10 protein-coding genes are annotated in these 13,584 nt (G+C 67.4%); 6 read left to right on the forward strand and 4 right to left on the reverse strand.

Annotation, left to right across the window (positions count from 1 at the left end):
- The 3 genes from JF542_RS07440 to JF542_RS07450 all read right to left on the reverse strand — a co-directional run bounded on the left by JF542_RS07440 (position 1) and on the right by JF542_RS07450 (position 3,642).
- Positions 1-1,002 (reverse strand): ABC transporter permease, encoded by a 1,002-nt coding sequence (locus JF542_RS07440; RefSeq protein WP_007801858.1) that lies wholly within the window; start codon positions 1,000-1,002, stop codon positions 1-3.
- Positions 999-2,495 carry a sugar ABC transporter ATP-binding protein gene (locus JF542_RS07445; protein WP_207075359.1) on the reverse strand — a complete coding sequence of 499 codons (1,497 nt, stop codon included), beginning with the start codon at positions 2,493-2,495 and terminating at the stop codon, positions 999-1,001. The genes JF542_RS07440 and JF542_RS07445 overlap by 4 nt, the downstream gene beginning before the upstream one ends.
- A gap of 103 nt (positions 2,496-2,598) precedes the next feature.
- Positions 2,599-3,642, reverse strand: coding sequence for a substrate-binding domain-containing protein (locus tag JF542_RS07450; RefSeq protein WP_007801862.1), 1,044 nt, complete (start codon positions 3,640-3,642; stop codon positions 2,599-2,601).
- A 498-nt stretch (positions 3,643-4,140) separates the two neighbouring features.
- On the opposite strand from JF542_RS07450, the gene JF542_RS07455 reads away from it, so the two are divergent.
- From JF542_RS07455 to JF542_RS07470, 4 genes are all read left to right on the forward strand, one after another.
- Positions 4,141-5,271, forward strand: a complete 1,131-nt coding sequence (locus JF542_RS07455; RefSeq protein WP_207075360.1) for an efflux RND transporter periplasmic adaptor subunit — start codon at positions 4,141-4,143, stop codon at positions 5,269-5,271.
- A 4-nt stretch (positions 5,272-5,275) separates the two neighbouring features.
- Positions 5,276-8,437, forward strand: a complete 3,162-nt coding sequence (locus tag JF542_RS07460; RefSeq protein WP_207075361.1) for a multidrug efflux RND transporter permease subunit — start codon at positions 5,276-5,278, stop codon at positions 8,435-8,437.
- A 140-nt stretch (positions 8,438-8,577) separates the two neighbouring features.
- Positions 8,578-9,546, forward strand: a complete 969-nt coding sequence (locus tag JF542_RS07465) for an MYG1 family protein (protein WP_207075362.1) — start codon at positions 8,578-8,580, stop codon at positions 9,544-9,546.
- Positions 9,547-9,755: 209 nt separating this feature from the next.
- Positions 9,756-10,916, forward strand: a complete 1,161-nt coding sequence (locus JF542_RS07470; protein ID WP_207075363.1) for a YbfB/YjiJ family MFS transporter — start codon at positions 9,756-9,758, stop codon at positions 10,914-10,916.
- A 42-nt stretch (positions 10,917-10,958) separates the two neighbouring features.
- Here the strand turns inward: JF542_RS07470 and JF542_RS07475 are convergent, their stop codons facing one another.
- Positions 10,959-11,771, reverse strand: coding sequence for an efflux RND transporter periplasmic adaptor subunit (locus JF542_RS07475; RefSeq protein ID WP_242533645.1), 813 nt, complete (start codon positions 11,769-11,771; stop codon positions 10,959-10,961).
- 80 nt (positions 11,772-11,851) lie between these two features.
- Between JF542_RS07475 and JF542_RS07480 the strand changes: the two genes are divergently transcribed.
- Both JF542_RS07480 and JF542_RS07485 read left to right on the forward strand, forming a co-directional pair.
- Entirely contained in the window at positions 11,852-12,847 is a 996-nt protein-coding gene (locus JF542_RS07480) for a methyltransferase (protein ID WP_207075364.1), read from the forward strand.
- On the forward strand, positions 12,844-13,416 hold the full coding sequence (locus JF542_RS07485) for an AAA family ATPase (protein WP_207075365.1): 573 nt from the start codon (positions 12,844-12,846) through the stop codon (positions 13,414-13,416). Before JF542_RS07480 ends, JF542_RS07485 begins: the two co-directional genes overlap by 4 nt.
- Positions 13,417-13,584 lie beyond the last annotated feature (168 nt).

Genomic DNA, 13,584 nt, shown 5'->3' on the forward strand with positions numbered 1-13,584 from the left:
TCAGCCCCGCTTTCCGCGCTTGTTCATCAGGTGATCGAAGCTGACCGCCGCGAGCAAGATGAAGCCCTTGATCATGTCCTGCATGTAGACGCTCACGTCGAGCAGGATCAGCGAGGACGTCACCAGCGACAGCAGTGCCACCCCCAGAACCGCGCCGAAGATCGAGCCCTGCCCGCCCTTGAGCGAGGCGCCCCCGATCACCGCCGCGGCGATGACGTTGAGCTCCATGCCGACGCCGAACTGCGGCGTGGCCGAGCCGAAGCGCGCCATGAAGATCACGCCCGCCAGACCCGTCAGGGTCGAGCACAGCACGGTCACCCAGAAGATCACGCGCTTGGTGCGGATGCCGGAATACTCGGCCGCCTTCTCGTTCGAGCCGGTGTAGAAGATCGTCCGGAACTTTGCCGACCGGCGCAGCAGGAAGTCGAAGACCACCGCCAGCACCACGAAGATCAGCACCACCACCGGCAGCCCGCCAAGGCTGCCCTGGCCCACGAACTTGAACTCGGGGGGCAGGGAGAACAGCGACAGCGGCGTGCCCTTGGTGATTAGCAGGCACAGGCCGCGCACGATCACCATGGCCGCCAGCGACGCGATGAAATGCGACAGGCCGACCCGGACCACGAAGAGCCCCATCGCAGCACCCACCGCCGCCGCCGCGCCGACCCCGGCGGCCGAGGCCAGCCACGGGTCGACGCCCAGCAGGAACAGCTTGCCCGCGACCACCATCGCAAGGCAGACCACCGAGCCCACCGACAGGTCGAGCCCGCCGACGATCAGCAGCACCGTCATGCCGATCACAACGATCCCCTCGATCGAGAAGCTCAGGAAGATGGTGCGGAAATTCGACCATGTGAGAAAATACGGGCTGGCAAAGCTCATCACGACGCAAAGCGCGAGGATGATGCACAGCAGCCCCATTTCGCGCATGCCGGCAAGCTTGCGCAGGGCGCCGGGGGCGCGGGTCTCGGTCATGCCGCCGGGAAGGCTGGTCTCGCTCATGCTGCGTCTCCTTGAATGTGCAGGCCCGAGGCAAGGTGGATGATCGCCTCTTCGGTCATCTCGTCAGCGCCCAGCTCGCCGGTGATCTCGCCCTCGTGCAGGACGACGATGCGGTCGCTGAGCCCGATCAGCTCGGGCAGTTCGGACGAGATCACCACGACGCCGACTCCCTGTTCGCAAAGCTCGCGCAGGATGGCGTGGATCTCGGATTTGGCGCCGACATCGACGCCGCGTGTCGGCTCGTCGAGGAACACCACCTTCGGGTTCACCGACAGCATCCGCGCCAGCGCAACCTTCTGCTGGTTGCCGCCCGACAGGGTGCTTGGAGGGTCCTCGGGCTTGCCCGCCTTCAGCCGCAGCCGGCGGCCCAGCGTCTCGGCCTGCGCAGTTTCCGCCGCGCGGTCCACCAGCCCGCCCTTTGTCACTTGGCTCAGGCGCAGCGACGAGACGTTCTGCGAGATCGGCATGTCGAGGAACAGTCCCTCGCCCTTGCGGTCCTCGGAGACGTAGACCATGCCGCGCTCGAGCGCGGTGGAGAAATCGGGAATGTCGACCGGCTCTCCCATCAGGCGCACGGTCTTGCTGCTGCGCCGCAGCCCGCAAATCGCCTTGGCGAGCTCGGACCGGCCCGCTCCGATGAGACCGCCGAGCCCCAGGATCTCGCCCTCGCGCAGCGTCAGCGACACATCGCTGAGCACGTCACAGGACACACCCTCGACCTCGAGCAGCGGCTTGCCCGGCGCCTGCGTGGCCTTGGCCGGGTAAAGATGTGAGATCTCGCGCCCGACCATGTTGTTCACCACCTCCTGCGGGGTGGTCTCGGGGATGTCGAGGCAAGTGACATATTCGCCGTCACGGAACACCGTGACGCGGTCACAATGTTCGAAGATCTCGGCCATGCGGTGCGAGATGTGGATGATGCCAAGCCCCCGCTCGCGCAGTCGGTGCACGATGCGGAACAGTTTTTCCGTCTCGGTCTCGGTCAGAGCCGAGGTCGGCTCGTCGAGAATGAGGATGCGCGCATCCAGCGTCAGCGCCTTGGCGATCTCGACAAGCTGCTGGTTCGAGATGCTCAGGCTCCCGACCGTTGCGGCGGGATCGACGTCGCAAAGTTCCGCCAGCACCGCCTTTGCCTTGCGCTCCAGCGCGGCGAAGTTCATCAGGCCGCGCTGCGTGGCGGTGGCGCTCATGAAGATGTTCTCGGCCACGCTCACGTCGGGGCAGAGCGCGATTTCCTGATGCACGAAGCCGATCCCGAGCGCCTGCGCCTCCAGCGGAGAGCGGATGCGGCGACGTTGACCGTCGACGCGGATCTCTCCGGCGTCCGGTTGCAGGATGCCATCGACGATCTTCATCGTGGTCGACTTGCCTGCGCCGTTCTCGCCCGCGAGGGCGTGGATCTCTCCGGCGCGCAGCTCGAAGGACACGTCGCGCAGCGCCTTCACCGGGCCGAAGCTCTTCGCGATCCTGTTGAGTTGCAAAAGGGGCGGCATGGTGGCCTCCGGATATGCGGGGAGTGGGCGGCGGATCGCGCGAAGGCGATCCGCCGGGAGGAGGCCCGCCCTCGAACCGGGCGGGCGCGGGATCGGATGAGGATCAGCCCTCGATGCCGCGCGTGCCGCGCTTCTTGAGGTACTTGTCCCAGTAGAAGCTCTCGGCGTTCTCCTGCGTCACCACCGAGTAACCGTTGTCGAGCACCGGAATGCCCATCGGGTTGAAGCCCGCCTCGGCATGGTCGTTCATCGGGTCGATCAGCTCGGGGTGCTTGGCGAGCCACAGCAGCAGGAAGCCGTAATATCCCTGCGTGCCCTGGTTGGGGTTGATCGCGCCGAACATTTCTCCCGCCTGGATCATGTCCAGAACGCTGGCGTTCACGTCCACCGACATCACGCGGATGTCGCCGCCGGCTTCCTTGGCGGCCTGTGCGGCGCCCATCGCGGACGAGGCCTCGGGCATGAAGACCGCGCCCAGTTCCGGGTTGGCCTGAGCCAGCGAGAGCACCGCCTGATAGGCCTTGTTCGGGTCCTGACCGGTCGAGGCGCGACCCACCAGCTCCATGTCGGGGTAGTTGTCCTCCATCTCCTCGATGAAGGCGGCGACGCGGCGGTCGTGGTTGTCCTGACCGGGGTTCTCGAGCACCGCGTACTGGCCGCTGCCGCCCATGTCCTCGGCGACCTGCTGCGCGGCCACGCGGCCCTCGCGGGCGTTGTCGGAGGTGACGTAGGACACGCGCTTCGAATTGGGGCTGTCGGCGGCGAAGGTGACGACGGCGGTGCCCGCCTCGGTCGCACGGTTGATCGGCTCGACGAAGGGATCGGGGTTCATCGGGTGCAGCAGGATGCCGGCGGGCTGCTTGGCCAGCGCCTGTTCGAAGGTGGCGATCTGCTTGTTGACGTCATATTCCGGCGTGCCGGTGTAATCCGCCTCGCAACCGAACTGGTGCGCCGCCTGCTTGAACATCTCGTAGACCGGGAACCAGTATTCCACGCCCGACACCATCACGTTCATCACGTAGGTCTCGCCCGGCTCGCAGCGGAACGGGCTCTGTTCCCAGGGCGCGTCGGCGTCCTGTGCGCTGGCGACCGAAGCACCGGCCACGACAAAAGAGGCGGCTGCCGCCGCAAGGAAATTGGTCTTCATCGGATGTCCTCCCTGATCCGGGCCCACTCTCTCCTATGGCGGGGCCGGTGTCTGATGGGCTCAGGATGCGGACCGGCACCGCTGCTGTCAATAAATCCTGAGGCCTGAAATTTATTTCACGATGCCGCATCGCGGCAGCGAATGCCGCCTCTCGGGCCAGGATGCGACCACCGCATCGCCCCCGGGACGGGGGGGGTCGGCGTGCCGCCGGCGCGGTGCTTAATGGCGCGCGCCGCGTTGCGCGACGCATCGTCTCATGCGGGAGACGCTGGCATTTCAGGCACGGCAGAGACCGGAAAAACTCGCGTCCAGAGAAGACCTAAGGCGCCCTGATAGCGGCAACCTGCGACCATTCGCCTGCCAGTGCGTCGATTGACAGGTGCAGAACGCGAAAAAGTGCTGTTAACCTAAGACATATTGTCTCTTCGTGAGTCCAAGATAGAGATTGAACAGCATATGCCTCGTTTCGGACGCAGTATTTTTCATTTTGGTCTCGCCATGTTTACGGCGATCGCGCTTTCCGCCTGCAACGAGGAGGACGCCGAGGGTGGCGCGCAATCCGGGGCGCTGCCTTCCGTGGTCGTGACCGAGGTCACCTCGCGCGACGTCGTCGAGACGGAACGCTTCATCGGCCGGGCAGAGGCGGTCGACACCACCGACCTGCGCGCCCGTGTCGAAGGGTTCCTCGAAGAGCGCCGGGTCCGCGAGGGCGAGCGCGTCAGCGAAGGCGACACGCTCTTCAAGATCGAACCTGCGCCCTACGAGGCCGCTCTGGCACAGGCCGAGGCCTCGGTCGCCGAGGCCGAGGCGGCGCTGGAGCTTGCCGCGGTCGATTTGGCGCGCAACACCCAGCTGCTCGAGCGAGACACCATCTCTCAGGCCGACTACGACGCCTCCGTGGCCCAACGCGCCACCGCCGAGGCCCGGCTTCAGGCGGCAGAGGCGCGCCGGCAGGAGGCCGAGATCCGTCTTGGCTATACCGAGATGAAAGCGCCCTTCGATGGCCGCATCGGACGCATCGAGTTCAGCCAGGGCGAGGTCGTCGGGCCGGCCAGCGGGACGCTCACCAACATCACCCGGATGTCTCCGATCTATGTCAATTTCGGGCTGTCGGAACGCGATCTCGTCGCACTGATCGACTGGGCCGGCGGCGGCAACCCCCGCGACGCCGGCACCGGCGAGGCGGTGCTGGTGCGCGTACAACTGCCCAACGAGCGGATGCTGGACGAAGACGGTCGGCTGGTCTTCGTCGACAACCGCGTCGATCCGGCCACTGGCACGATCGACCTGCGGGCAGAGTTCGCCAACGTCTCCGAGACGCTGGTGCCCGGCATGTTCGTCAATGTCGAGATCGGCCGGCGCGACCCCGAGATCCGCAACATCCTGCCACAGGCAGCGCTGCAACAGGACCAGCAGGGCAGCTACGTGCTTGTGGTCGGCGAGGACGATCTTGTCGAGCAGCGCTACGTGCAGCTGGGCGACAATCTCGGCGCCGACGTGGTGGTGCTGTCGGGGGCCGAGGCAGGCGAGCAGGTGATCGTCGAGGGCCTGCAGCGGGTGCGCATCGGCCAGCCGGTCGAACCGGTCCCGGCGGCCGCGCCGGCCGGAGCCGCAGCGACGGAGGAGTAGGCCCGTGTTCTCGTCCTTCTTCATCGACCGCCCGAAATTCGCCCTCGTCATCTCGCTGGTGATCTCGCTCTTTGGCCTGATCTCCTACCTCACCCTGCCGGTCGAGAAGTTCCCCGACATCACGCCCCCCGAGGTCAACGTCTCCACCGCCTTCCTCGGCGCCAGTGCGACCACCGTGGAAGAGTCGGTCGCGGCGCCGCTGGAGGAGCAGATCAACGGCGTTGACGACATGATGTACATGTCCTCGAGCAGCGCAGATTCCGGCCTCTACACCACGACCGTGACATTCGCGGTCGGCACCGATCCCGACATCGCCACCGTCAACGTGCAGAACCGGGTCTCGCAGGCCAACAGCAAGCTGCCGGCCGACGTGGTGCGCAACGGTGTCTCGACCAGCAAGTCGAGCAGCAACATGCTGCTGATGGTCGCGCTCTATTCCGAGGACGGCAGCTATGACGAGCTGTTCCTGTCCAACTATGCCAACATCAACCTCCGCGATCCGCTGGCCAGGGTGCCCGGCGTCGGCCGGGCCGACGTCCTGACCGACCTGAAATACGCGATGCGGATCTGGATGGATCCCGAGCGCCTTGCCGCGCTTGGCATGACCCCGAGCGATTTCGTCGCCGCGATCCAGGATCAGAACGCCATTGTCCCCGCGGGGACAGTGGGCGGACCTCCGGGCGGAGACGATCCGCAGCTGACCTATACCGTCACCGCGCAGGGCCTTCTCGACGCACCGGAAGAGTTCGAGCAGATCGTGCTGCGCACCGGCCGCGACGGCGCGCAGGTGACCGTGGGCGATGTCGCCCGGGTCGAGCTGGGCTCGCAGTTCTACACCTATTCCGGCTCCTTCAATGGCGTCCCGTCATCGGTCATCGGGGTCTACCAGGCGCCGGGCGCCAACGCCGTGGCGGTTTCGGAAGGGGTCATCTCGACCATCGACCGCCTCGCCGCCAACCTGCCCGAGGGCATGGATTACGCGGTGACCTACAACAACACCGACTTCATCGAGAGTTCGATCGACGACGTGATCCAGACGCTGCTCCTCGCGCTCGTGCTGGTGCTCGCGGTTGTCTACATCTTCCTCGGCAGCTGGCGCGCGACGCTGATACCGGCGGTCGCCATCCCGGTCTCGCTGATCGGCGCCTTCGCGGTGATGCAGGCGGCGGGTATGAGCCTCAACACGATCTCGCTGTTTGCCCTCGTGCTGGCGATCGGCATCGTGGTCGATGACGCCATCGTCGTGGTCGAGAACACCGAGCGCCTGATCGCCGAGGGGCTCGCCCCGAAAGAGGCGACCCGGCGGGCCATGCGCGAGGTCACCGCGCCGGTGATCGCCACCACGCTGGTGCTGCTGGCAGTCTTTGTTCCGGTGACCTTCATGCCCGGAATCACCGGGCGGCTCTACAGCGAGTTCGCGATCACCATCTCCGGTGCGGTGCTGATCTCCTCGCTCAACGCACTGACCCTGTCGCCGGCGCTCTGCAGCCTGATCCTGAAGCCCCGCAAGGGCGAGCCGCGTGGCCTGCTGCGCGTCTTCGAGGGCGCGATCTCGGTCACCCGCAACGGCTATGTCGGGATCGTGTCGCGGCTCGCGCGGGTGTCGATCATCGGGATCGTCCTTGTCGGCGTGGTGCTGTTCGGGCTCGGCGGGCTGTCGCGGATCGCGCCCACGGGCTTCATCCCGAACGAGGATCAGGGCACCTTCGCCATCGACATCCAGCTGCCAGACGCGGCAACACTGGCGCGCACAGAAGCGGTCGCGCGCGAGGTCGGCGAGATCATCGCCGACACGCCGGGCGTCAAGGAATACGTCACCGTGAACGGTTTCTCGATCCTCTCCGGCGGGGCCGCCGCCAACGGCGCCTTCCTCGCCGTGGTGCTCGACCCGTGGGACGAACGCAGCGATCCCGAGCTGCACGCCGAGGCGATCCGCGGCCGGGTCGAGCGGCGCCTGCAGCAAATCCCCAGCGCCTCGATCATCACCTTCAGCCCGCCGCCGATCCCTGGCCTCGGCAGCGGCGACGGCGTCACGATGCAGATCCAGCAGACCGGCGCCGGCACCCCGCAGGAGCTTGACGCGGTGGTCAAGTCGATGATCTTCGCCGCCAACCAGCGCGACGAGATCGCCCGCAGCTACACCACCTTCCGGGCCAACGTGCCGCAGCTCTTCGTCGATCTCGACCGCGAGCGCGCCAAGGCGCTCGGGGTCAACGTCTCCGAGGTCTTCACCGCGCTTCAGGCCTATCTCGGGTCGATCTATGTCAACGATTTCAACCTGTTCGGGCGAGTTTATCAGGTAAAGATCCAAGCCGAGGGCGAATTCCGCGACACCGCCGACGACATCGCCAATCTCTACGTGCGCTCGCAGGCCGGAGAGATGGTGCCGCTGCGCACGCTGGTCACGGTGGAGAACACCGTCGGACCGATGAACCTGCCGCGCTACAACCTCTACCGCTCTGCCGCGCTGACCGCGAACACCAGCCCGGGCACCTCGACCGGGGAAGCGATCGCCCTGCTCGAGCAGGTCGCGGCCGAGACCCTGCCACCGGGCTACAGCTTCGAGTGGACCGGCTCGGCCCTGCAGGAGCAGGAGTCGGGCGGCATCGTTGTGATCATCCTCGGGCTGGCGGTGATCTTCGCCTATCTCTTCCTGGTCGCCCAGTACGAGAGCTGGACGATGCCGCTGGCGATCCTGCTCACCGTGCCGCTCGCCCTGCTGGGCGCCTATGTCGCCGTGCTGATCGCCGGGCGCGACGTCAACCTCTACACCCAGATCGGGATGATCATGCTGATCGGGCTCGGCGCCAAGAACGCCATCCTGATCGTCGAGTACGCCATGCATCTGCGGGCCTCGGGAAGGTCGATCTTCGACGCCGGCACCGAGGCGGCACGGCTGCGCTTCCGCGCCGTCATGATGACGGCGCTGTCCTTCCTGCTGGGCGTGGTGCCGCTGGTGATCGCCTCGGGCGCCGGGGCGGGAAGCCAGCAGGCCATCGGCATCGCGGTGTTCGGCGGCATGGCGTTTGCCAGCACGTTTGGCGTCATCCTCACGCCGATCCTCTACGTCGCGCTGCAGTCGGGACGCGAGAAGCTTTCCGGGCGCCATGGCGGCGCGGGGCACACCGCCCCCGACAGGGCCGAGGCCGCTGAAGGCGACACCTGAGACCGGACCTCCTGCCGGAGCCGGAGCAAGCTCGCCCCCTGCCAGAGCGGTTGCGCGGGCGGGCCTTGACCGGGTCGCATCTTGCGGCCCCGCAAGCGATGCCATAGGGGGCGGGCATTCCCAGCAGCAGGACGACCCAGATGGCCATCAGCACCCTCGTTACCCATTCCGGCGGCTTCCATGCGGATGAAGTGCTGTCGACCGTCATCCTCACCCGCCTCTACCCCGAGGCCGAGGTCGTCCGCAGCCGGTCCTCCGAGTGGATCACGCCCGCAGACGGCAGGCTGATCTACGATGTCGGCGGGGCCTACGACCCCGATGCCGGGATCTTCGATCACCACCAGCGCGAAAGCCCGCTGCGCGAGGACGACACCCCCTACAGCTCCTTCGGGCTCGTCTGGAAGCACTTTGGAATCGACTTCCTGAAGAGCTTCGATATTCCCGAAGCGCATCTCGAGACGGTGCACGCCTCCTTCGACCGCAGCTTCGTGCTGCCGGTCGATCAGGTCGACAACGGCACGGTGAGCCTGTCCGAGGCAGGTCCGCTGTCGTCGATGACCCTGCCCGGCCTGATCGAAACGCTGAAGCCCGTCTTCGACGACACCGACCCCGAGAGCGAGACCCGCGCCTTCCATGCCGCGGTCGGGATCGCGCGGCAGTTCGTCGAGGCCCGCATCGGCCGCAGCGCCGCCAAGCTGCGTGCCGAGGTGCTGGCCGCCGAGGCCATTCGTGCCGCCGGAGACAGCCCGATCCTCGAGCTGCCGACGGGGATGCCCTTCCGGCCCGCAGTGATCGAGGCGGGCGCCGATCACCTGCTCTTCGTGGTGACCCCGCGCGGCGCCGGCGAGTGGACCCTTGGCGGCATCCGCAAGCACGAGCAGGGGTTCGAGCAGCGGGCCGATCTGCCTGCGGCCTGGGCCGGCCTCTCCGGCGCCGAGCTCGAGCAGGTCTCGGGCGTGCCCGGCGCCAAGTTCTGTCACAAGGCGCGCTTCATCGCCGCTGCCTCGAGCCGGGAGGCCATCATCAAGATGGCCGAGTTGGCCGTCGACGAGGCCCGCCGCCTCGAGCCCACGGGCGACGTGCAAGAGGCCGCCGACGCAAGGTCCTGAGACCTCATGCGGGCGTCGCAGGCAGACTGCGCCTTCTCTAGCGACGCAGGGCCTGCTTGTTGCCGGAGACCGCATCAGATGCGCCACCGCATCGTGAAAGGCGCGGTTCCGACCTCGCCAATTGCGGCCCGGGGTGTCATGCATCGGCGTGATGGCAACAGCGGGGGCCCCGGACCGGGATGCCGCCTCGCTGAACCGAAGGTGGTGGCATGGAACAGGCAATGACGGGCAGCGGGCGCCGACGCACCGTGGCGATGGTTTTCGCGGGCGGCATCGCCGCGCAATTGCTGACCATCGGCATCGCACGGTTTTCCTTCACCCCGCTGCTGCCGGTGATGCTCGAGCAGACGGCGCTGTCGCCTGTGACCGGCGGGCTGCTCGGCGGTGCGATCTATGCCGGTTACCTCGCCGCAACGCTGCTGCTGAGCCTCGTCCGGGCGCCCGCGACCCGCTGGGCGCTGTATCGGGCCGGGATCGTGCTGGCGGTGCTGACCTGCTTCACCATGGCGATCGCCGAGAACAGCCTCCTCTGGGCCATCTCTCGCTTTCTCGCCGGGGCCAGCGGCGCCGCCGGGATGCTGCTTGCCAGCGAGTTCCTCCTTGGCTGGCTGACCGCGCGCGGCGGCTCGCGCGATCTGGCGCCCCATTTCGCCGGGCTGGGCCTCGGGATCTCCCTGAGCGGCGTGGTGGCGCTGATGATCCCCGAACTGCGCTGGGACGGCCAGTGGCTCGCCTTCGGCGCACTGGCGCTGGTGCTGGCGCCGGCCTGCTGGCTGCTCGTCCCCGCCCCGGCGCCGCGCCCCGCGCCCACCCGAGCCGACGGCACCGGGCAGCCGACACGCCCTGCTTCCTCGGCCGCGTGGTTCTGGCTCTTCGGCCTCGCCTACCTGACCGCGGGATGGGGCTACGCGGTCGGCGCGACGTTCTATGTCTCGATCCTCGGCAGCAACATGTTCTGGATCCTGCTCGGTCTGGCCTGTAGCGCCGGCGCCATAGCGGGCTCCGCCTTCGCCCGGCGCTTCGGCGCGCATCTCACCCTGACCGGCTGCTACGTGGTGCAGATCGTTGCACTCGCGATGCTCGCGGTCCCGATGGCAGAGTCCCTGGCGCTCCTCTCTGCCGCGCTGTTCGGAGGCACCTTCATCGCCATCGTCTCGCTATCGCTCGCCGAGGCCGGCATCCGCGCAGCCGAGCCGGGCCGGGCCATGGCGCGCATGACGTTGATGTATGGCATCGGGCAGGTCGGCGGACCGTTGGTCACAGGCGCGCTGCGCAGCGTCACGGGCAGTTACACCTTGGCCCTGCTGCTCGCAGCGCTGCTGATGGCGCTCGGCATCGTGGCTCTGTTCCTCAGCCGCCGCCTGTCCTGACGCGCCTGCCCCGACCGCGGCTGGTTCGGCCGGGCACTGTCGTCAGTGCGAGGCCTGATCGAAGTCGACGGTGCAGCGTATCCCGGCGGGGATCTCGGTGCCGGGATTGGCCATTTCGAGCTGGACCCCGAACGTGCCCGAGGCGGCGTCGAACACGCGATCCACGGTCCGCACGGTGGCTTCGAAGCGGCCGTCGAGCGGCGCCACCTGCGCGACCTCGTAGCTATCGCCCACGGCGATGCGGTCAAAATAATCGAGCGGCACGAAGACCTCGACCAGCAGCGGGTCCATCACCGCCAGCACCATCATCTCCTCGGTGTCCGAGGCGTATTCGCCCGGCGCCGCCTCGACCGAGAGCACGATGCCGTCCGCCGGGCTCGAGATCGTGCGCCGGTCGAGCAGCGCGCTCGCCATCCGGCGCTCGATCTGCGCCAGTTCCCGCGCCACCTGGGCCTCCTCCAGCGCCATCTCGCTCAGGGTCAGCTCAATGCGCTTGTCCTCGACCGAGGCCTCGGTGACCGTTTGCTTGGCGAAGAGCCGTTCGGACCGCGCCAGCGCCTCTCGGCGGAAATCGACCCGTGCCGCAGCGGCCCGCAGCTCGACATCCGTGCCCGCCTTGGCGCTGGCCATCTCGAGCTGCAGGCGCTGGATCGACTCCTCGAGCCGGATCAGTGGCTGGCCCGCGCTTACGCGATCCCCCCGGCGCACCAGAACCTCGTCGATACGGCCCTGCTCGGTCGAGGTGAGCGAGATCACCGCCTGCGGCTCGATCAGGCAATCATGCGGCAGCGCGCTGACGGGCGCAGCAAGGGTCAAGCCGAGCAGGAGCGCCGGCAATCGGGTGCGAGCGGACATCTCTCATCCTCCGGTAAGGCGTGCGGGCATGTTGCATGGCGCCTGCCGCTGGCGCAAGCTTGCCGAAACCGGAGTACTGGATGAACACCCCAGAATTGCACGAAGAGGCCCGAAATCTTCAAGACGCTTTGCTCGACGAGGTGCCCGCACTGTCGGCCTTGCGGGCGGCGCTGCACCATCGCCTCTTCGACCGTCTGCCCGCCCCCGGCCCGCGCTCCGAGGAGGCATGGACGGTGCAGATCCTCTCCGAACGCGGCGCGCTCCGGGCCACCGATGCCGGATGGCGCCCAAGCCCCCCGATGGCCGAGTTGCTGCGCGCGCGCGACGATCTGGCCGCGCTTGTCGAGTTCACCGCGCTGGCCGCCTGCGACATGCTGCGCCACGGCCCGGCGCTGTCGTCCAGGGTGCAGGCCTTTCAGTCGCGGGCCGAGACCTTCGGCTTCTTCCGCTATGAGCGCGCCCGTGGCACCGGCGCGGCACAGATCGAGGACACCGCCCCGTGGGTCGCCTACGTCACCGCGCTGTCGCGCCGCGAGGCCCCGGTGCTGGCGCCGTTGATGCCGCTCGAGGGCTGCACGCGCCTGCTGGAGATCGGCGGCAACACCGGCGTGATGGCGGAAGCGCTGCTGGCGCGGCACCGCTCGTTGCACGCCACGGTGCTCGACCTGCCGGCAGTCTGCCAGCTTGGCCGCACCCGGATGAAACCTGCGCCGGAACCGCGCCTGACCTTCCTGCCCGGCGACGCCCGCGACACCGCCTGGCCCGAAGCGGACGCGGTGCTGTTCAAGTCGGTGCTGCATGACTGGGCGCCGGAAGAGGCCCGCGGCTTTCTGAATAAAGCGGCCAAGCACCTGCCTCCCGGCGGGCGGCTCATCGTCTGCGAGCGCGGTGCGCTGGCGGATGAGCCGATACCATCGGGCCTCGCAGCGGCGGCAAATCTGGTGTTTGGGCCGTTCTACCGGCCACCGACGGTCTATCGCGGCTGGATGGAGGCCGCCGGGCTGCGCCCCCTGCCGCCGCTTTCAGCACGGCTCGACATGACCTTCCACGTCACCGCAGCGGAGAAGCCTGCATGACCCTGCCCCGGCTCATCACGATCTCGGGCCCGCCGGGCAGTGGCAAGACGACGCTCGCGACGGCGCTCGCCGAAAGGACCGGGGCGACGCTGCTCCGCTACGACGACTTCGAGACCTTCACCCGCAACGGCCCCGCCGCGATGCGGGACTGGATCGCGCGCGGGGCGCCCTATGAGGAAATGGAGGCTCCGGGCCTTGCCAATGCCATCGAGCGTGCACTGGCATCGCGAGCGACGGTGCTCCTCGACACCCCGCTCGGCCCTCTCGATCCGGCGCTTGGCGAACGTCGCGCCTTTGCCGTTTGGATCGAGCTTCCGTTGGACGTCGCCCTTGCCCGAAAGTTGACACAATTGAACGATTCGGTTCCGAACGGGCAGGAACCACGGTTTCTCCGGTGGCTCGGCGGCTATCTTGCGGCGTATCAGGATTTCGTTCACCACGCTTGTCAGATCCAGCGCCAGCGGCTGCGGTCGCGCAGTGATTGCGAGATTGACGGGACAATCCCGGCGGAATCCGCACTTACGGATCTCATACCTAGAATGTCAGCAGCCACAAATCACGAAAACTGAGATTTCCGCCAACATCACCTCACCACACAAGAAACATAAACCGTTGCCCCACAACCAATGGATGCGCATAGTAGCTATGCCCGAGCCACATATGTCGCAAGACATGCGCCGCCTGGGGACAAGGTGGCGAGATTTGGGCAGATTGGAACTCAGTTCTGGAATTTTGAC

The organism is Salipiger bermudensis (assembly GCF_017309175.1).
Lineage (GTDB): Bacteria > Pseudomonadota > Alphaproteobacteria > Rhodobacterales > Rhodobacteraceae > Salipiger > Salipiger bermudensis.